Raw genomic sequence first — 18,975 nt, forward strand, 5'->3', positions numbered from 1 at the left:
TGCCTTTCTCTGCGTTCTCCAAATCTCCGCGTTGTTAATTCCGCCTCTCCCCAAGCGTGAAAACCCGCCCAACCTGCGTTACTTCCCCGCATGCTCACCGACTCCTCCCGCGCCGCCCATTTCCCCAGCCTCAAAGGCATTCATTATCTCAACACCGCCGCCGAGAGCATCCCGCCGCTCTGCGTGAATGAAGCCGTGGCCGAGTATATGCACCACAAGTCCCTCGGCATGCGCGGCCGCGACTTCCACTTTCCCCGTGTCGAAGCCTGCCGCGAGATCACCGCCAGGCACCTCGGCCTCGCCACGGACGAAGTCTCCTTCTGCTCCTGCAGCTCCGAAGCCTACAACCTCCTCGCCAACGCCCTCCAGCTCACGCCGAAAAACGAAGTCGTCGTCACCGATCTCGATTTCCCCGCCGGTGCCACGCCCTGGCTCACCGCACCCGAGTCTTCTCGTCCCGTCACCCGCCTGTGGAAAAACCGCGATGGCTCCCTGAACCTCGTCGATCTCGCCGAATTGCTCAATGAGCGCACCGCCCTCGTGCAGGTCAGCCTCGTGAGCTTTTACAACGGCCACCGCATCCCCTTCGCCAAATTGCGCGACATGATCCGCCTGCTCGCACCGCAGGCCGTCATCGCCGTCGATGTCACCCAGGCTCTCGGCCGCGTCGTGCTCGACTGCCAGGATGCCGACATCCTCATCTCCAGCACGCACAAGTGGACCCTCGGCATCCATGGCGGCGGCGTCATCGGCATTCCGAAAAAATCCGCCGCACGCCTCACCACCAGCGCCGGCGGCTGGTATCACATCGCCAATGCCTTCGATGCCGACCGTTTTGAAAGCGCCCGCATCAAGCCCGGCGCCCTCAGTTTCTCCGTCGGCATGCCCAGCTTCGCCGCCTTGTATGCCTTGAATGCCTCCCTGCGCTATCTCGATCAAATCGGCGTCGCCAATATCGTCGCCCACGCCGATCCCCTCGTCGCCCGCGTCCATGCCGGTTTGAAGGAGCTCGGCCTCACCGCCCTCAGCCCCGCGCAGCCCGACTGCTCCAGCGGCATCGTCGCCTTCAAGCACGAAAACTCCACCGCCATCAACGACGCCCTCCTCGCGCAAAACATCCACGTCATGCACCAGGTCGGCCGCATCCGCATCGCCGTCCACGGCTACAACACCGCCGAGGACATCGACAAGCTCCTCTCCACCCTCCGCAGCGTTCTGAAGTAATCGGGGCATTCCTGCCCCTCAGATCGTTTTCAAAACCAGGCATTCCTTCCCTTTATCTGAAGTAGCACGGGCAATCCTGCAAGTGAGGCATCGGGCTCGGGACGTTTGTCCGGTTTTCCGTTTGTTCCGTGTGTTCCGTAGGCCACCTCTCCGTTTCTTTCTTCGTCATTCCTCATTCTGGTTTCGTCATTCCTCCCCTTGCCCCGCCCCGCCGCCAGCCTATCCTCCGCCACTCTTGGACTGGGAATCACCAAAACTCCTCCTGCTCATCCTCCCCGCAGTCGCCCTGCTGCTGTGGATCGAGTCGCGTTCGTCGCACCCCATGTCCGGCCTGCGCAAGCGCCTCCTGCTCGTCACCCGCGCCATCGGCATCATGCTCGCCATCGCCGCTCTCGCCGGTCCCGCGCGCGTCACGCACACCGGTCGCAAAGCGCTCGGCATCGTTGTCGATGCCAGCCAGAGCATGGGCGAAGAAGGCCTCACCAAATCTCTCGCCGAAGCCGCCCGCATCCGCTCCTCTCTCGGCAGCGGCATCGACTCCTTCATCGTCCAGCTCGGCGCCCAGCCCGAGCTCCTTCCCGCAGGCAGCACCCCCGCCATGCAGACCGCCTGGCAGAAAGAGCACGGCGGTGACAGCCACTACGCCGCCGCTGTGGAATATGCAGAAGCCCTCTTCCCACCCGGAGCCAGCCGGAACATCCTCCTCATCGGCGACGGCCACGAGACCCGCGGCAGCCTGCTCGATGCCGCGCGCGAGGCCGCCGTTTCCGGCATCAAGCTGCACGCCCTTCCCGTCGCCGGTCCTCATCGCCCGGATGCCCGCCTGCTCTCCCTCACGCCGAATCGCACCCGCCTCTTTGAAGGCGCCAGCCTCAGCCTGAAGGCCGCGTTCGAAAGCACCATCGCAGGCACCGGCACTCTGAAGCTCTACGAAAACGGCATCGAGGTGGAAAAGCGGCCCGTCACGCTCAAGCCCGGCGCCACGCAGGAGATCGTCTTCAATCGCACGCCCTCCACCCGCAACACCTTCCAGTACCGCGCCGTCCTCGAAGGCGTCAAAGGCGACACGCTCCCCGGCAACGACAGCGCTCTCGCCATCGTCGATGTCCGCGGCCGCCTCCGCCTCCTCTACATCGAGTCAGACGCCGCTGAAGGCCGCTACCTCATGCAGGCCATGGAAAAGGAAGGCATTGAGCTCGACCTCCGCCAGCCCGGCAATCTCGCCATCACCTTCGAAATGCTCGGCGGCTACGACGGCGTCATCCTCTCCGATGTTCCTGCGCATCAACTCGGCGAACCTCTCATGAACGCCCTGCACGACTACGTCGATAAACTCGGCGGCGGCCTCGTCATGCTTGGCGGCCCCGGCTCCTTCGGCGTCGGCGGCTACTACCGCACCCCCATTGAGGAAGTCCTGCCCGTCCGCCTCAAAGCCCCCGATGAAGAAGAAAAGCAAAGCGCCGCCGTCGCCATCGTGCTGGACCGCTCCGGGTCCATGGCCGGTGAAAAGCTCGAGATGGCCAAAAGCGCCGCCATCGCCACCGCCGAAGTCCTCGGCCACAATGACTCCCTCGGCGTCTGGGCCTTCGACTCCGAAGCCCACGTCGTCGCGCCAATGACACGCCTCACGTCCACCAATGCCGTGTCCGGCCAGATCGCCGCCATCGCCTCCGGTGGCGGCACAAATTTGCAGCCCGCCTTCCAGCTCGCCCGCGAGGCCCTCCTGCGCACCAAGGCGCGTGTGAAGCACATGATCATCCTCACCGACGGCCAGACCGCCGGCGCAGGCTACGAGCAGCTCGCCACGCAGTGCCGCAATGAAGGCCTCACCATCTCCACCGTCGCCATCGGCGAAGGCTCCCACGTCGCCCTGCTCCAGGCCATCGCCTCCAGCGGCGGCGGCCAGTCCTATTCCACCATGGATGCCAGCAGCATCACCCGCATCTTCACGCAGGACACTCTCATGCACACAGGCCGCATGATTCGGGAGGAGCCCTTCCTTCCCCAGCTCAAGGAAAAAGACCCCATCCTCGCAGGCTTTGAAAAGTGGGACTCGCCCGATCTCCTCGGCTACGTGAAAACCACCCGCCGCACCTCCGCGCAGGTTCCCCTCGTCACCGAGACTGGCGATCCCCTCCTCGCCCACTGGCGCTTCGGCCTTGGCAAAGCCACCGCCTTCACCTCCGATGCGAAAAGCCGCTGGGCTTCCCTCTGGATCGCCCGCTGGCCTGGCTACGGCCGCTTCTGGTCCCAGATCCTGCGCGAAACCGCCCGCGCCCCCCAGGGCCGCCTCATGGATCTCGCCGCCCGCATGCAGGGAGACGACGCCCGCATCAGTGTGGATCTCCTTTCAGACGCCGGCACCCGCGCCAACAACGCCGCCGTCTCCGCCGAAGTCTTCCACGTCGCCGCGGACGCCCTCGGCGCTCCGCTCAAAGCCGTGCAAAAACTCACCCTCCGCCAGGATGCCCCCGGCAGCTACACCGCCGACTTCAAGCCCACCCAGGCCGGCGTCTATCTCATTCGCGCCCAGTTCGGTGCCGAGATGGTCACCACCGGCCTCATTCACAATCCCTCCACCGAAGCCAGCCTCGGCACCGTGAATGAAGACCTCCTCAAAGAAGCCGCCCGCATCACCGGCGGCGACTACCTCGGCGAATCCAAAACCCTCCCCAACCTCGAAACCATCAAGGCCATCCAGTACGAAGAACTCTGGCCTTCCCTCCTCATTCTTCTCCTCCTCATCTTCCTCATCGACACCGCCATCCGTCGCTGGGAGCACGTCGTCGGTTTGTGGCAGTTGCTGCCAAAGCGCCAGGTACAGTAGCCATCTCGCTCCGCCGAGATGAGCTCAGCGCGTCCCCCCCGCTCAGCACTTCCCTTCGTACTTCGACAATCAAAATCGATTGCTCGAACTTCGTCAGTCACGCATGCCCAGGCACTCTGGCCGCGCGTGATTGACGATTGATGAACCATCGATTATTGATTGTCGAAGTTCCAAACCACCGGCGCACGCCCACGGCTCGACGCGCCGCAGGCGCAAGCAAAGTACTCGTGAGCTTTAGCTCACTCTGGAAAGCGCCGCCCCTCCCAGAGCGAGCTAAAGTTCACAAGTACATTCCCCCAGCAGCGGCTCCACCCTCTCCCGGATCAGCTTCATCAGCTCCGCATCCATAAACGGATAATCATCCGGAATATCCAGCACCTCAATCCGCAGCTCCCGCACAAGCTCAGGAAACTGCATCCGTAGCCTCTCTTTGTGCTCATGCTCCATCACCAGCACCACATCCGCCCACTGCAGCAGCCTGGCCGACACACGACGCCGCGCCGCAGGGCTTACCCCGGCGCTCTTCACCTCCACCCGCGCATCATTCTGATACACCTTCTCCGCCGTCGGACTGCGCCATTGGTTGCGTGAGCAGAGGAAGAGCAAATGTTTCACAGCATTGGAGGACAACCACTATTCAAAAATTTCTCAGGCAGAACAACTTCAGTTCGCGATTTCGAATATAAGTAACTAACACCATCATTGCGCATAAGCCACTCCTCGTAGCTGTGTAAATCAGGACCACCTAAATTTATCGCAAACTCCACGCCGAAAATCGCAATGACAGCAATCAATTCAACCCCCTCGATGCCCTCTGAAGTGATTGGGAGAACATCCCATTCGTGAAGAACTTCATATTCAACTTTGAACTCATCCACGAAAGCAAAATTTCCGGGATAAATACGTCGCATGCTTACAGGCCACACGAAACCCGGCTTCCCTCTACGCACATAGTCGCGAATGCTGTCGAGAGCCACTTGATTAACCAATTCTTCATTGGCTCCCGGCGTGTCCAAAAGCTTGAGCGCAAGCACCTCTATTGCCACCTTTGCAATGAATCGAGCCGTATCGTATTCCAGTGGTGGGAGATCGGCTATCGGCGAAATAATTGTGCCATGACTATTGTCAGCGAGATATTGCTCCCACTGTGTTGAATTTTCACCTGATGAAGGAATTACAATCGTGCTATTTCCATGAACGTTGATATCGAGCCGAGTTCTGGTTTTCAAGTGCACAGCCTCACCGATAGGAATATTCCCCTTTTTATTTTCCACGCCCATGCCAAAACGAGCGACCCTGCCCCACCAAGAATTTAAAAATGGGGCTTCGACTTTTATCGATAAGTAATTGTTACACCGATCGCACACCCAGCCAGGCGGCAAGATGTGCTCCTTATTCCCCAAAGATTCGGGCATGACATGCTCGACAGATCGGCTTGCGCCAGACCCCTCTTTGCAAAGTATGCATTTCATGGCCTTTTAGCCTTATTTCCTCACCAGCAGACTCTTCCCCGTCATCTCCGCGGCCTGCTTCACACCCAGCATGTCCAGCAGCGTCGGTGCAATGTCCGCCAGCTTGCCATTGGCAACGCTGTAGCTGTTGGCATCCGCCGCCACATAGATGCCGTGCACGAGGTTCGTCGTATGCGCGGTGTTAGGGCTGCCGTCCGGATTGCGCATCAGCTCGCAGTTCCCATGATCCGCCGTGATGAACAGCTTCCCGCCGAGCGCCAGCACCTTTTCCACGATCATCCGCACGCCGAGATCGATCGTCTCGCAGGCATGGATACCAGCTTCCACCACGCCGGTGTGGCCCACCATGTCCGGGTTCGCGTAGTTCATGATCACCAGGTCGTAGCTCTCCAGACGGCGCATCACTTCAAACGTCAGGTCCGGCGCGCTCATCTGCGGCTTCTTGTCATACGTCGGCACTTCCTTCGGGCTGATCGCCAGATAGCGGTCCTCACCCGGGTTCGGTTCCTCCACCCCGCTGTTGAAGAAGAAGGTCACATGCGGATACTTCTCCGTCTCCGCGGCGCGCAGTTGCTTCAGGCCCGCGGCAGCCACCACCTGGCCCAGGTTGTTGTTCAGGCTCTCGGTGCCAAAGATCACCTTCGCCCCCAGCGCCGCGTAGTTCGCGTCGTACTCCGTCAGCGTGTAGTAGCCCGTCTTCGGCGTCACCTCGCGGTCAAAGCCATTGAAGTCCGCCTTCAAAAACGCATCGCTAAGTTGCCGTGCACGGTCCGCACGGAAGTTGAACCACAGGATCACATCGCCATCACGAATGCGCTGCTCGTTGGCGTTGGAAAAGATCATCGGCTGCATGAACTCATCGCCACGCGGATCTTTCGGATACGCCGCCTTAACCGCCTCGCTCGGCAGATCCGTGCGTACTTCGCCACGACCCAGCACGATCGCATCCCACGCCAGCTTGTTGCGCTCCCAGCGCTTGTCGCGGTCCATCGCGTAGTAGCGGCCGATCACCGTCGCGATCTTCGCCCCGCTCGGCGCCAGGTCCTTCTCCAGCTTCGCCATGTAGCCCGCACCGCCCGTCGGGGAGGTGTCACGGCCGTCCGTGATCGCATGCACCATCAGGTCCGTCACGCCCGCCGCCTTCGCCGCATCGCACAGCGCCGTCAGGTGGTCCTGATGCGAGTGCACCCCGCCATCGCTGATCAGCCCCAGAAAATGCAGCCGCTTGCCCTTCGCCTTCTCAAAAGCCTCCACCAGCACCGGCATCTTCGCCAGTTCGCCGTCGCGGATGCATTTGTTGATCCGGGTCAGGTCCTGGTACACCACGCGGCCCGCGCCCAGGTTCAGGTGCCCCACTTCGCTGTTGCCCATCTGCCCCTCCGGCAGCCCCACGTCCTCGCCGCTCGCGCTCACGGTCCCCATCGGGTAGGTCGCATAAAGGTGGTCGTGGAAAGGCGTGCGGGCCAGCAGGGTGGCGTCGCCATTCGCCTCGGCTTGAGCTTTGCCGCCGGGGTTGATGCCCCAGCCGTCACGGATGATCAGAACAACAGGTTTTTTTGCCATAACACCTGTTTCATGCGTCAGGGCGGCCTCATTATCAAGGGCAAGCAGCCCCGTCCCCTCAGAACGTTTGCGCTCCGGCCCGTCTCAGGGTATAAAGGACCGCTTTTATCCGATATTGCCGTCATTCCTGTCATGACTCCCGGACTGCATTCCCCATCCCCCAAAGCCGCCATCGCCCTCCTCGCTCTCGCGCTGGCCTCAGCGTCGTTCGACGTGGCGCATGCAGACGATGCAAAACCGGGCTTCTTCAAAAAGCTCTTCGGCGGCGGCAGCAAGGCCGAGACGCCCCCGCCGGCGCCCGAGCCCGAGAAAAAGCCGGCCTCCAAGCCCGCCACCACCGGCAAATCAAAGTCAGCACCGGCCAAGACCACCGCCAAAACTTCGGAATCCGGCAAGCCGCCGCGCGTCGTCATCACCACCACCGGCGGTAAAAAAGTGGAGCTCGGCAAAAAGTCCTCCCCGCCCGCCAAGACCACCGCAAAAACCGAACCTTCCAAGTCCAAGGAGCAGCCCATCAAGGACGTGACGAAAACCGCGTCCACAGAATCCCCCAAGGGCGAGTTCAGAGAAGACGATGACGACCGCCCCTCCCCCTCGGAAAGGTCCAAGTCCGTCGAAGTCCTCCCTGCCAACGGCGGCTGGGAGATCGTGAAGATCGGTGGTCGTGACTACGTCACCGCGGAGAGCATCCGGAACTTCTACAATCCCGTGTACGGCTTCACCACCTTCCGCACCCAGGGCACGCACTTCTGGCTCGGCTCCTCCAAGCTCATCCTCAAAGCCCAGGTCGGCTCCCAGGAAATGCTCATCAACAACATCAAGTTCATCCTCAGCTTCCCCGTGCAGGAGTACAATGGCAAGGTGCTCTTCTCCCGCCTCGATCTCTGCAAGCTCATCGACCCCGTCCTCTACCCCAGCCACATTCAGAACGCCGAGTACTTCGACACCGTCGTCGTCGATGCCGGCCACGGCGGCCATGACGCCGGCGCCCGCGGCGTTTACGGCTATGAGAAGGACTTCGCCCTGAAGATGGCCATGTCCGTGCGCGCCGCCCTCATGCAGCGCGGCTTCAAGGTCATCCTCACCCGCGCCACGGACACCTTCATCAGCCTCGGCGGCCGTGTCGCCATCGCCAATCAGACCCCGAAGAGCATCTTCCTCAGCTTCCATTTCAACTCCGGCGGTTCCGCCGCCACCGGCATCGAGACCTGGGCCCTCACCCCGCAGAGCGCCGCCGCCACCATCAGCCGCGGCGGCGGTTTCAATGTGAACGGCGTCACCGGCAACAAGCAGGACTCCGCCAACATCGCCCTCGCCACCGCCGTCCACGCCAGCGTCATCAGCCGCTTCAAGTTCGTCGATCGCGGCATCAAGCGTGCCCAGTGGAGCGTCCTCACCGGCTGCAAGCGCCCCGGCATCCTCTTCGAAGGCGGCTTCGTCACCAACGGTGCCGAATGCCAGCTCGTCGCCTCCGAAACCTACCGCCAGCAGGTCTCCGCCGCCATCGGCGACGCCGTCCTGAACTACCGCAAAGCCCTCGAGTCCGCCATGGCCAAGCGCTGAGCAGTAGTGGGACCATTCCTGGTCCCACTCTGACCTCCGTTAGTACCGGGACCATTCCTGGTCCCAGTTCCTGATCCCAGCCCGGAATCACGAAAGCAGGAAATCCAACCGGGTTGCCTCTCTCTGTTTCCTGCATTCCTGCCTTCCTCATTTTAAATCACACTCTCGGCAGCCTCTCCCGCAGCAGCCCCGCCAGCTCCACCGTCTCCGCCAGCGTAAACTCCGCCGCCACCTTCGGCTCATGGTGGCTTAAAATCCGCACCGTCCGCGGCACCCCCGCATGGTGCGCCATCTGGATGTCGCGGTCATGGTCCCCCACCAGCCAGCTCCGCGCCAGGTCCAGCCCATGCTCCGCCTGCGCGCGCAGAATCATCTCCGCACTCGGCTTCCGGCAGGTGCAGGTGCCCGCCAGGTGCGTGCATGAATAAATTCCGTCAAACGCCGCCCCATGCCGCGCCAGCTCCTCCTGCATGCGCGCATGCATGCCGTTCAGATCCTCCATCGTCATGAGCCCCTTGCCCACCCCCTGCTGGCTCGTCACCACCACCGTCGCATACCCCCGCTCCCGGCACAGCGCCAGCGCCTCGATGATCCCCGGCGCAAAATGAAACTCCTCCCAGCGCAGCACATACCCGTCTCCCGGCGAGACATTGACGACCCCGTCACGGTCAAAAAACACAGCAGGGCGGAGTGGCGGGGCAGAAGGCATGGCCCACATGCATAGCCACGCTCACCGCCCGCGCACGATTTCATTTAATGACGTAACAAACACGCATCCCCAGGGTTTCGTCATCACGCCCCGGCCACTCCATGAAACTTCTCCTCCCCTCCCTCATCCTCGCCGCCACCGCTCTCGCGGGCTCCATCGCCCAGGCGCAGACAGCGCCGCTCCCTCCCGGCGTCACCCGCGTCCCCGTCACCTTCTCCGGCGGGCATGACACCGACCCGCGCGACCACGGCCGCCCTGTCATCCTCATCGGCTCCGCCCTTGGCGTCACCGCCGAAATTTTCCGCGATGCCTTCAGCGGCGTGCATCCCGTCGGCCCCGGCAGAGGCGGCCCCTCCCGCGAAGAAGCCCAGGCCAATAAAAAAGTGCTCATGGACAAGCTCGGCAAATACGGCATCACCAACGACCGCCTCGACGAAGTCTCCAATTTCTACCGCTACCCGCCAGGCAGCCGCGACCTCTGGAAGCACACCCCGGCCGTCGCCAATGCCCTCGTGAAAAACGGTGCCGTCACCGGCTTTGAAATCGTCAGCGGCGGCGCCGGCTACACCACCCCGCCCACAGTCACCGTCCCCGGCATCTCCGGCGTCAATGCCAAGGCTGAAATCGCCTTTGGCAAAAAATTCGAGACCAACGGCTCCGTTTCTTCCATCAAGCTGGAGCCTGCCAAATAGCGCAGCCGCCTCACACGGACATCACGCAGCGTCTCTTCCACGAGGCGGGTTGGAAACAGCCCGCCTCATTCTTTGTCCGCACCCGGCCACACCGGAAACCCATGGAAGCACACATTGTCTCCCATCGGCCGCACCGTCACGTCCTGCAGCTCAATCGAAGCCGGCAGTGCAGCGCCCGCCAGAGAAGGCCGCCCGCCACCGCACAAGCGCGGGGCGATGTACCAGTACACCTCATCCACCAGTTGCTCGCGAAACGCCTGCCCCAGGATGATGCCCCCGCCTTCGATGAGCACGGAGAGCACGCCGTGCTTCCCCAGAATCGCCAGCGCTTCAGGCAGGTCCTTGCCATGCATCACCACCGTGCGGTCCTTGAACTCATCCGTGAAAATGTGCGAGTGCTGGGGAAGGTCCCCGCTGCGGGTCATCACCACGCGCCACGGCTGCAGCTTGCCGCTGCCCGCACTGCCGTCCCGCAGCGTCAGCTTCGGGTTGTCTTTGCGGATCGTTTCCGCACCCACCAGGATCGCATCCACCCGCATCCGCAGCCTGCGGCCATGCGCACGCGCCGCGTCGTTGGTGATGATGGAGCTCTCCTCCCCCGGACGCGTGATGCGCCCGTCCAGGCTCTGCCCCGCCTTCGCAATCACATACGGAATGCCCGTCGTGATCCATTTCGCAAACGGCCGGATGATCGCCAGGCACTCCGCCTCCAGCACCCCGGCCGTCACCTCGATGCCCGCCAGCCTCAGAAGATTTTGCGCCTGCTCATGATGGCTGGGATTGGGGTCATGCGCGCCAAACACCACGCGCTTGATCCCCGCGGCCTTGATGGCCTCCGTGCAGGGCGGCGTGCGCCCGTGCGTGCAGCAGGGCTCCAGCGTCACGTAGATCGTCGCGCCGCGCAGTTGCTTCGAGTTCATTTTTTGCGCATCGCGGATCGCCTCCACCTCGGCATGCGGCTCGCCCGCCTTGTGGTGGTATCCCCGTCCGATCACGCGTTCCTGCGCCACAATCACCGCCCCTACCGGCGGGTTCGGACTCGTCAGCCCCACGCCGAGCTTCGCCTGGTCCAGGGCCAGGTGCATCCAGTGCTGGTCGGGCGTTTCTTTATGAGCGATGGGCGGCGGCATGCGGGTGGGGGATCATAGGCGGCGAAACGAAGCTGAGAAGCAAGAAGAGTGTCACACAATCGGGACAGTTCCTGCTCTGAACACTTTTATGCTCGCCGTCCCGGACCCGCTGGCCTTAGTTTCAAAACGCCGATGAAACTCTCTGAAAAAGCCCTGCTCTATCGTGAACTGGCCAAGCTGGTCGGGGCCAATTTTCATCTCGACCGCTCGCTCGACCTGCTGCTCAAGCAGCGGCCCTCCCACGCTCGCCGCACCTGGCTCCAGGGCCTGCAGCTCGGCCTGAAGGAGGGCAAGGGCATCGCCGCCTCCATCACCGAGCACTGCGGCGCTTTTTCAGATGCGCTGGAGTTTGCCCTCATCGATGCCGGGGAGCGCAGCGGCCGTCTGGGCGATGCCTTCAGCCACCTCTCCCGTTACTTCGAAGCCTGGAACATCGCCGTCAGGCAGGCCATCGGCGCACTGGTCTATCCCCTCGTGCTCGCCCACCTCGGCATCATCCTGCCCGAACTGCCGAAAATGGTCACCGCCACCATGGAGGACAAACCCTTCACCACCGGCGGCATCTTCATGCCCCTGGCCATTCTCTGGCTCATCCTCCTCTCCCTCTTCCTGCTCTGGCGCTGGCTTTCCCGGCTCGGGGCCAAATCCGCCTTCGTGGACCGCTGGCTGAGCTGCCTGCCCCTCATCGGCAGTGTTCGCCGGCACTGGGCCCTCGCCCGCTTCTCCCAGGTCTTTCATGCCTGCCTGCTCGCCTCCATGCGCATGACGGAGTCCATGCAGCTCGCCGGCAGCGCCTCCCACAGCGGCCTCCTCACCCACGCCGCGCGGGATGCCTCCCAGCGCATCGCCGCCGGGGAAACCATCGCCGGCGCCATGGCAGACGTGCACGGCTTTCCCATGACCTTTGTCCACGGCGTCGCCACCGCCGAGGAAGCCGGCACCCTGGATCACGAAATGAACCGCTGGGCCGCCGCCGAAACCATCGAAGCCACGGACGCCGTCCAGCGCGCCTCCCAGTGGCTGCCCAAAATCGCCTACGCCATCATCGTCATGTACGTGGTCTATCGCATCTTCGGCATGCTCAGCGGCTACGCAGGCATCCTCAAACAGATCGAGGGCATGTAAGACCGGTGCCCTTCGCGCATTTGCCCTCAGAGCATTTCAAACGCTTTTGCAACTTCCCTCGCCACATGGCAGTGCATGCACCAAAGCGAATCCCCTCTCCCCCTCGAGGACATTTTATCGCCCAAGTATCCTTGGGGGAGAGGCTAGGGTGAGGGGGAAGCCCCAGGCTGGCGAACACAGAGCGTCGTCCGCGTCACCCCACTCCTTGGAGTCACTGCCTTCTCCCTTCGGGCTCTCTGCGGCAGTCTGACTCTGCCTCGCCCCCCAACTATTCGCCTCAAAACAGCGAAAAGTTCTTTACTCCGCGCCCTAAATGCGTTTTCTGTTCACCCGAACATCTTTTATTTAACCACACACCACACCTGATTATGGCCCGAGCACCCAAAGAAACTTCCGAAACCTCCGCAGCCAAACCCGACAAGCTCGCGGAAGCTCGTGGCCGCAATCTCGACCTCGCCATCCAGCAGATCCAAAAAGACTACGGCGAGGGCGCCATCCTCCGCATGGGCGGCGAAGGCACCAAGACCGACATCAGCGTCATCCCCACCGGAAATCTCCTCATCGACCAGGCCCTTGGCACCGGCGGTTTCCCCCGCGGCCGTATCGTGGAAGTCTATGGCCCGGAATCCTCCGGTAAAACCACCCTCACCCTCACCGTCATCGCCCAGGCGCAGAAAGCCGGCGGTCTCGCCGCCTTCATCGACGTCGAGCACGCCCTCGATCCCGCCTACGCCCGCCGCCTGGGTGTGAAAATGGACGAGCTCCTCGTCTCCCAGCCCAGCTCCGGTGAAGAAGCCCTCCGCATCTGCGAAACTCTCGTCCGCTCCAACGCCCTCGACGTCATCGTCATCGACTCCGTGGCCGCCCTCGTCACCCGCCAGGAGCTCGAAGGCGAGATCGGCGACTCCACCGTCGGCGCCCAGGCCCGCCTCATGAGCGCCGCCCTGAGAAAGCTCACCGCCATCATCTCCAAGGCCCGCACCTGCTGCATCTTCACCAACCAGATCCGTGAAAAGATCGGCGTCATGTTCGGCAACCCCGAAACCACCCCTGGCGGCAAGGCCCTCAAATTCTACGCCAGCGTCCGCGTGGACATCCGCCGCATCGGCGCCATCAAGACCACCGACGGCACCGTCACCGGCAACCGCACCAAGGTCAAAGTCGTCAAAAACAAGCTCGCTCCTCCCTACACCGAGGCCGAGTTCGACATCATGTACAACGAGGGCATCTCCAATGTCGGCTCCCTCCTCGACCTCGCCATGGACTTCGAAATCCTGCAGAAGCGCGGCTCCTGGATCAGCTACAAAGGCACCCAGCTCGCCCAGGGCCGCGACGCCGCCAAGGAAGTCCTCCGCAACGACGCCACCGTCTATGCCGAGATCGAAGCCGCCGTGAAAGCCAAGCAGGCCGAAAAAGCCGGCGCCGGCGAGAAACCCTCCTCCAAAGGCCCCTCCTCCGACTCCTCCGACGACGAGTAACTCCCTTTCGAGGTTCTTCATCCTCTCTTCCCCCCGGCATTTCTGCCTGCTGGGAAGAAGAGGAAGATCACCATCTTCCAGGCTTCGTTATTCATTCGTCATTCCTCATTCTGGTTTCGTCATTCGGATCGCCGTTTGACTTTCCCCTCCCCGTGCGCCTCCTTTCGCGGTCATTCCGCGATTCGTATGGCTAAGCACGGCCAGCAACAGCAGGAAACCTCCGCGAACGAAACCCATTCGGGCTGCGGTGGCAGGCAGGCTGTTGTCGAACTCTGCGAAATCACCTCCTGCGGCCTCGTTTTCTGGTCCCGCCAGCGCTTCGACATCGGCGCTGAAGTTCAGGTGCGCATCAAACGCTCCGCCCTCACACCCGCCATGCTCGCCATGACGGCCTCACATTCGAAGTGGGTCATGCTCAAGTGCCTCGTCGTCGCCGACACCCCGCAGCGTCGCGCCGATGGCTCCACCGGCTTCGAGGTCTCCCTCCTTGTCGTGCAGGCCCTGGACGACCACCCGCCTGCCCCCACCTTCCGCTCCAAAATGTGCTGGGGCACCGCCCCCCTCAAAGGTCTCCACCGCTTCGGCCTAAACTGACCCGCGCCAGCGTCCCCGGACTGCGGCGCTTCAGCGCCGCTTTCGAGCGTCCCTCCCCTCCTCGCCACCCCACCGGCGCAGTACAACCCTCCCCCCTCTCTGTCCGGTTTCCGTGCCTTCCGCGTGTTCCGTAGGCCCTCCCTCCGGTCAATCTCTTCTACCCCAGCTCCACCCCAAAAAAATCCATCATCACCTGCCGGTACACCTTTCGCTTAAACTTCGGTACCCAGTCCATCTGAAACTCCGCCGGTTTGATCCACTTGAATCCCGCAAACTCCCGGTGCGTCGCATCCAGATTGAAGTCCGTGTCCGCGCCGGTGAAGCGGCACAAAAAGTACGTCTGCTCCTGCCCTCCATAGATCCCGTACTTCAGCCGCCCCTTCGAAAACGCATATCGGTACCCCTCCCGCCGCTGCAAGATCAGGAGCAGCTCCCGTTTCACGCCGATCTCCTCCTCCAGCTCTCGAAACAACGCCGTCTCCGCATCCTCCCCTTCATCGATTCCCCCCTGCGGAAACTGCCAGGCGTTTTTGATGTGAAGGCGCTCCGCCACAAAAATATCCCCGTTCTCCCGCTGCAGGATCGCAGCGACATTCGGGCGGTAAACGATGGCATCGAGCGGGATCATAGGCCGGAAGGATGGCGCATGGTGTAGCCTTTCGTCGGGCGCGAGCGGCTGCTCCACCGCGGGCCGTCGCTGTCCGCATCACTGTAGCCCGTGTCCAGCCTCAGCCCCGCCACCTCCAGAAACACATGCCCCTTGCGCGCATACACGGTGATCCACTTTCCATGCCCCCCGCTGCCGAAACTGCGGAAAGCCCCGGACACCGTCGGCTTGTCCAGCTTCCCCGCCGCATGCAGCACATACGAGGCTGTGCCGGAGCAGTCATAGGCGCTGTCCTCAAAGTGCGCATGCCCCCCGCCGCGCCGGTAAGGCTTGGTGCAGATGCGGTTCCCCGCGGAGATCGCCCGCATCACCGCCGCTGGCGCATTCGCCGGCGGCACCGCCCTCCCACCGATCAGCACCGCTGTCTTCCCCGGCGCGTACTTGTAGTTCCAGCTAGAGCCCGCGCTGGAGCCGCACTGGCACAGCAGCACGCAGAGGGGCAGGAGGATCAGCAGGCAGGAAAGACGCATCATCCGCGCCATCGTATTCGGCCTGCTGGAAATGACAAGGCGTGCAACACTGCCTTGCCTTGTTTTCAAAAACCCGCCAGAATCCGCCCCTCATGATCAAACACCTTGCCGCCCCCCTCATGCTGGCCGCCGCTGCCTGCGTCGTGGCCTTCTCCGCCCCCGCCGCCAGGCACAAGATCCTCTTCTTCACCAAGTCCAGCGGCTTTGAGCACAGCGTCATCTCCTGGAAAAACGGCCAGCCCAGCCACGCGGAAAAAGTCCTCCTCGAGCTCGGCGAAAAAAACGGCTGGGACTTCACCTTCTCCAAGGACGGCTCCAAGTTCAGCAAGGACTACCTCGCCCAGTTTGACGCCGTCTTCTTCTACACCACCGGCGACCTCTGCAGCGAGGGCACCGACAAAAATCCCCCCATGACCCTCGAAGGCAAGCAGGCCCTCTTCGACTACGTCAAAAGCGGCAAGGGCTTCATCGGCACCCACTCCGCCAGCGACACCTTCCACACCGACAACGAATCGCAGAAAGGCCCCGAGCGTTACCTCAACCACGGCGAAAAAGCCGACGCCTACGTCCACTTCCTCGGCGCCGAGTTCATCAAGCACGGCAAGCAGCAGGACGCCAAAAACACCGTCACCGATCCCAAGTTCCCCGGCTTCGAAAAAGTCAGCCCCACCTACGGCTTCATGGAGGAGTGGTACTCCCTCAAAGACTTCAGCCCCGACATCCACGTCCTCAGCGTCATCGACGCCCCCGCCATGGAGGGCAAGGAATACGAGCGTCCCGCCTACCCCAGCACCTGGGCACGCAAGGAAGGAAACGGCCGCGTGTGGTACACCGCCATGGGCCACCGTGAAGACGTCTGGACCAATCCCACCTTCCAGGAAATCCTCATCGGCGGCGTGAAGTGGGCCCTCGGCGACGTCCAGGCCGACGTCCCGCCCAACCTCAAGGAAACCGCCCCCGGCGCCATGACCAATCCCCCCTACGTCCCGCCGCCCCCGCCCAAGCCCGCGAAGAAAGATGCGGCTCCCGCAAAGTAGTCCAGTTGCGCCGCAACTGGAGCCCTTTTGGGTCCGTTTAGTCCCTCTCTCTTCCTTCTAAAATTCCCTGTCCAAATCCAGTTGCAGCGCAACTGGACTACTATCCCAAACCATGCCCAAGCCCCTTCAAGTTCTCATCTGGATCGCCATCTCCCTCCTCGGAGCCGGCGCCGTTGCCTTCTCCGCCCTGCATAAAGGTGAAACCATCAATGCCCTCTGGCTCGTCGTCGCCGGCCTCTGCTCCTTCGCCGTCGCCTACCGCTTTTACAGCAAGTGGCTCATCACCAAAGTCCTCGTCCTCGACAAGCACCGCGCCCCGCCCTCCGTCACGCACAAGGACGGCAAGGACTTCGTGCCCACCAACAAGTGGGTCGTCTTCGGCCACCACTTCGCCGCCATCGCCGGCCCCGGCCCCCTTGTCGGCCCCGTGCTTGCCGCCCAGTTCGGCTATCTCCCCGGCATGCTCTGGATCCTCATCGGCGCCACCCTCGGCGGCGGTGTGCATGATGCCATTGTGATGTTTGCCTCCATCCGCCGAGGCGGCAAATCCGTCGGCCAGATGCTCAAGGAAGAAGTCAATCCCGTCGTCGGCCTCGTCGCCATGATCTCCGTCCTCGCCATCATGACGATCCTCCTCGCCGTCCTCGGCCTCGTTGTGGTGAAAGCACTCGCCGAGAGCCCCTGGGGCCTCTTCACCATCGCCATGACCATCCCCCTGGCCTTCATCATGGGCTTCGGTCACACCATCTTCGGCGTCAGCGTGCGCAGCATCACCATCTTCGGCATCGTTGGCCTCATCGTCAGCGTCTGGGCCGGCAGCAATCTCAAGGAGTGGGGCATCGAGCACTACTTTGACTACAAAGGCGAGACTATCGCCTCGTCCATCATGATCTACGGCTTCGCCGCTTCCGTGCTCCCCGTCTGGATGCTCCTCGCCCCGCGCGACTACTTGAGCACCTTCATGAAGATCGGCACCGTCGCCGTTCTCGCCGTCGTCGTCATCTGGGTCGCCCCCGAATTGCAGATGCCCAAGCTCACCAAGTTCATTGATGGCACCGGCCTCGTCTTCCTCGGCGGCGTCTTCCCCTTTGTCTTCATCACCATCGCCTGCGGCGCCATCTCCGGCTTCCACGCCCTCATCTCCTCCGGCACCACGCCGAAGCTCCTCGACAACGAAGGAGACATCCGCAGCGTCGCCTACGGTGCCATGATCACCGAGATGCTCGTCGCCCTCATGGCCCTCGTCGCCGCCAGCGCCCTCCTGCCCGGCGAGTACTTCGCCATCAACGCCGGCATCAACAAGACCATGGCCCCCGCCCAGGTGGTTGAGGTCGTCTCCAATGCCGGATTCCCCGTCACCGTCGCAGGCATGGACAAGCTCGCCGCCGACATCGGTGAGAAGACCATGTTTGGCCGCGTCGGTGGCGCTCCTACCTTCGCCGTCGGCATGGCGCAGATGTTCGCCCGCGCCTTCGGCCCTGCGTGGATGTCCTTCTGGTACCACTTCGCCATCATGTTTGAGGCCCTCTTCATTTTGACCACCATCGATGCCGGCACCCGCGTGGGCCGCTTCATCCTGCAGGACTTCCTCGGCGGCATCTGGAAGCCCCTCGGCAACACCCGCAGCCTCCCCGCCAACGTCTTCGCCAGCGCCCTCCTCGTCGCCGCCTGGGGCTACTTCCTCTATCAAGGCGTCGTCGATCCCCTCGGCGGCATCAACACCCTCTGGCCTCTCTTTGGCATCGCCAATCAATTGCTCGCCGTCATCGCCTTCTGCCTCGGCACCACCATCCTCATCAAGATGGGCAAGGCCCGCTACCTCCTCGTCACCGTCATTCCCCTGCTCTTCCTCATGAGCGCCACCTTCGCTGCCGGCTACATCAAGCTCTTCGACAAAAATCCCAAGATGGGCTTCATCGCCGCCGTCGAGGACAACGCCGCCAAGCTCGCCGCCGGAAACGGCACCCCGCAGCAGATCAAGGAATGGACCGCCCAGAAGTTCAACTTCACCGTGGACACCGTCGTCACCGCCTTCTTCCTCCTCGCCGTCGCCATCATCTTCCTCGGCTGCCTCGTCGAATGGATCAAGCTCCTGAGCGGCTCGAAGAAAGTAGTGCTCAATGAAGAGCCCTACGTCGCTCTTCCTGAGGGAGCATAATCAATTTCGTCCCAGCGCACTCAAGCCGCGCGCCAGCGTCTTGGAGTGCGGTCGCGCAGATGCAAGGCGCAAGCCTGCATCGAAGCTACCGCTTTCGGTAGCTTCCAGTCGCCCTCCAGCCAAAGCCCGCCCTCCTGCCCCAAAAGCACCGCCCGTCAGCCTGTTCATTGACGCTCCTTCACTCAAGCACCCTCTGCTCAAGCACCGATAGAACCCTCTGCTGAACAGAGCGGGCTGACTTCGTCGTCGGAATCTCTTCCTCCGCA

16 protein-coding genes are annotated in these 18,975 nt (G+C 62.5%); 9 read left to right on the forward strand and 7 right to left on the reverse strand.

Going from position 1 to position 18,975, the window contains the following annotated elements; all coding sequences use genetic code 11:
* Positions 1-90 precede the first annotated feature (90 nt).
* Positions 91-1,224: an aminotransferase class V-fold PLP-dependent enzyme gene (locus ACILSQ_RS06515; RefSeq protein ID WP_395742780.1), complete on the forward strand. Its 1,134-nt coding sequence runs from the start codon at positions 91-93 to the stop codon at positions 1,222-1,224.
* A gap of 235 nt (positions 1,225-1,459) precedes the next feature.
* Positions 1,460-4,051, forward strand: a complete 2,592-nt coding sequence (locus ACILSQ_RS06520; RefSeq protein WP_395742781.1) for a VWA domain-containing protein — start codon at positions 1,460-1,462, stop codon at positions 4,049-4,051.
* Positions 4,052-4,324: 273 nt separating this feature from the next.
* Here the strand turns inward: ACILSQ_RS06520 and ACILSQ_RS06525 are convergent, their stop codons facing one another.
* The 3 genes from ACILSQ_RS06525 to gpmI are packed head-to-tail and all read right to left on the reverse strand — an operon-like array spanning position 4,325 to position 7,086.
* Positions 4,325-4,666, reverse strand: a complete 342-nt coding sequence (locus ACILSQ_RS06525; RefSeq protein WP_395742782.1) for a low molecular weight protein tyrosine phosphatase family protein — start codon at positions 4,664-4,666, stop codon at positions 4,325-4,327.
* The gene (locus ACILSQ_RS06530) at positions 4,663-5,523 is read right to left on the reverse strand and encodes an HNH endonuclease (protein ID WP_395742783.1); all 861 of its coding nucleotides are present in this window, start codon (positions 5,521-5,523) and stop codon (positions 4,663-4,665) included. Before ACILSQ_RS06530 ends, ACILSQ_RS06525 begins: the two co-directional genes overlap by 4 nt.
* 12 nt (positions 5,524-5,535) lie before the next feature.
* Positions 5,536-7,086 carry a 2,3-bisphosphoglycerate-independent phosphoglycerate mutase gene (gene gpmI / locus ACILSQ_RS06535; RefSeq protein ID WP_395742784.1) on the reverse strand — a complete coding sequence of 517 codons (1,551 nt, stop codon included), beginning with the start codon at positions 7,084-7,086 and terminating at the stop codon, positions 5,536-5,538.
* Positions 7,087-7,218: 132 nt separating this feature from the next.
* Here gpmI and ACILSQ_RS06540 point away from each other — a divergent pair, with 132 nt between their 5' ends.
* Entirely contained in the window at positions 7,219-8,649 is a 1,431-nt protein-coding gene (locus ACILSQ_RS06540; RefSeq protein ID WP_395742785.1) for an N-acetylmuramoyl-L-alanine amidase, read from the forward strand.
* A gap of 157 nt (positions 8,650-8,806) precedes the next feature.
* Here the strand turns inward: ACILSQ_RS06540 and ACILSQ_RS06545 are convergent, their stop codons facing one another.
* Complete coding sequence (locus ACILSQ_RS06545) at positions 8,807-9,358, reverse strand: D-glycero-alpha-D-manno-heptose-1,7-bisphosphate 7-phosphatase (protein WP_395742786.1); 552 nt, start codon at positions 9,356-9,358, stop codon at positions 8,807-8,809.
* Between the two features lie 101 nt (positions 9,359-9,459).
* Here ACILSQ_RS06545 and ACILSQ_RS06550 point away from each other — a divergent pair, with 101 nt between their 5' ends.
* Positions 9,460-10,050 (forward strand): hypothetical protein, encoded by a 591-nt coding sequence (locus ACILSQ_RS06550; protein ID WP_395742787.1) that lies wholly within the window; start codon positions 9,460-9,462, stop codon positions 10,048-10,050.
* Positions 10,051-10,115: 65 nt separating this feature from the next.
* Here the strand turns inward: ACILSQ_RS06550 and ribD are convergent, their stop codons facing one another.
* A complete protein-coding gene (gene ribD / locus ACILSQ_RS06555) occupies positions 10,116-11,180 on the reverse strand; it encodes a bifunctional diaminohydroxyphosphoribosylaminopyrimidine deaminase/5-amino-6-(5-phosphoribosylamino)uracil reductase RibD (RefSeq protein ID WP_395742788.1) in 1,065 nt (354 codons plus the stop codon).
* Positions 11,181-11,312: 132 nt separating this feature from the next.
* Between ribD and ACILSQ_RS06560 the strand changes: the two genes are divergently transcribed.
* From ACILSQ_RS06560 to ACILSQ_RS06570, 3 genes are all read left to right on the forward strand, one after another.
* Positions 11,313-12,305 carry a type II secretion system F family protein gene (locus ACILSQ_RS06560; RefSeq protein ID WP_395742789.1) on the forward strand — a complete coding sequence of 331 codons (993 nt, stop codon included), beginning with the start codon at positions 11,313-11,315 and terminating at the stop codon, positions 12,303-12,305.
* A gap of 368 nt (positions 12,306-12,673) precedes the next feature.
* The gene (recA, locus tag ACILSQ_RS06565; protein WP_395742790.1) at positions 12,674-13,783 is read left to right on the forward strand and encodes a recombinase RecA; all 1,110 of its coding nucleotides are present in this window, start codon (positions 12,674-12,676) and stop codon (positions 13,781-13,783) included.
* Positions 13,784-13,969: 186 nt separating this feature from the next.
* Positions 13,970-14,377, forward strand: a complete 408-nt coding sequence (locus ACILSQ_RS06570; protein ID WP_395742791.1) for a hypothetical protein — start codon at positions 13,970-13,972, stop codon at positions 14,375-14,377.
* Positions 14,378-14,534: 157 nt separating this feature from the next.
* On the opposite strand, the gene ACILSQ_RS06575 is transcribed toward ACILSQ_RS06570, so the two are convergent.
* Positions 14,535-15,005 carry an RNA pyrophosphohydrolase gene (locus tag ACILSQ_RS06575; RefSeq protein ID WP_395742792.1) on the reverse strand — a complete coding sequence of 157 codons (471 nt, stop codon included), beginning with the start codon at positions 15,003-15,005 and terminating at the stop codon, positions 14,535-14,537.
* Entirely contained in the window at positions 15,002-15,517 is a 516-nt protein-coding gene (locus tag ACILSQ_RS06580; RefSeq protein ID WP_395742793.1) for a peptidoglycan endopeptidase, read from the reverse strand. Before ACILSQ_RS06580 ends, ACILSQ_RS06575 begins: the two co-directional genes overlap by 4 nt.
* Before the next feature lie 89 nt (positions 15,518-15,606).
* On the opposite strand from ACILSQ_RS06580, the gene ACILSQ_RS06585 reads away from it, so the two are divergent.
* Positions 15,607-16,551, forward strand: coding sequence for a ThuA domain-containing protein (locus tag ACILSQ_RS06585; protein WP_395742794.1), 945 nt, complete (start codon positions 15,607-15,609; stop codon positions 16,549-16,551).
* Positions 16,552-16,663: 112 nt separating this feature from the next.
* Complete coding sequence (locus tag ACILSQ_RS06590) at positions 16,664-18,709, forward strand: carbon starvation CstA family protein (RefSeq protein ID WP_395742795.1); 2,046 nt, start codon at positions 16,664-16,666, stop codon at positions 18,707-18,709.
* The last annotated feature ends 266 nt before the right edge of the window (positions 18,710-18,975 follow it).

The organism is Prosthecobacter sp., from assembly GCF_044227185.1.
Lineage (GTDB): Bacteria > Verrucomicrobiota > Verrucomicrobiia > Verrucomicrobiales > Verrucomicrobiaceae > Prosthecobacter.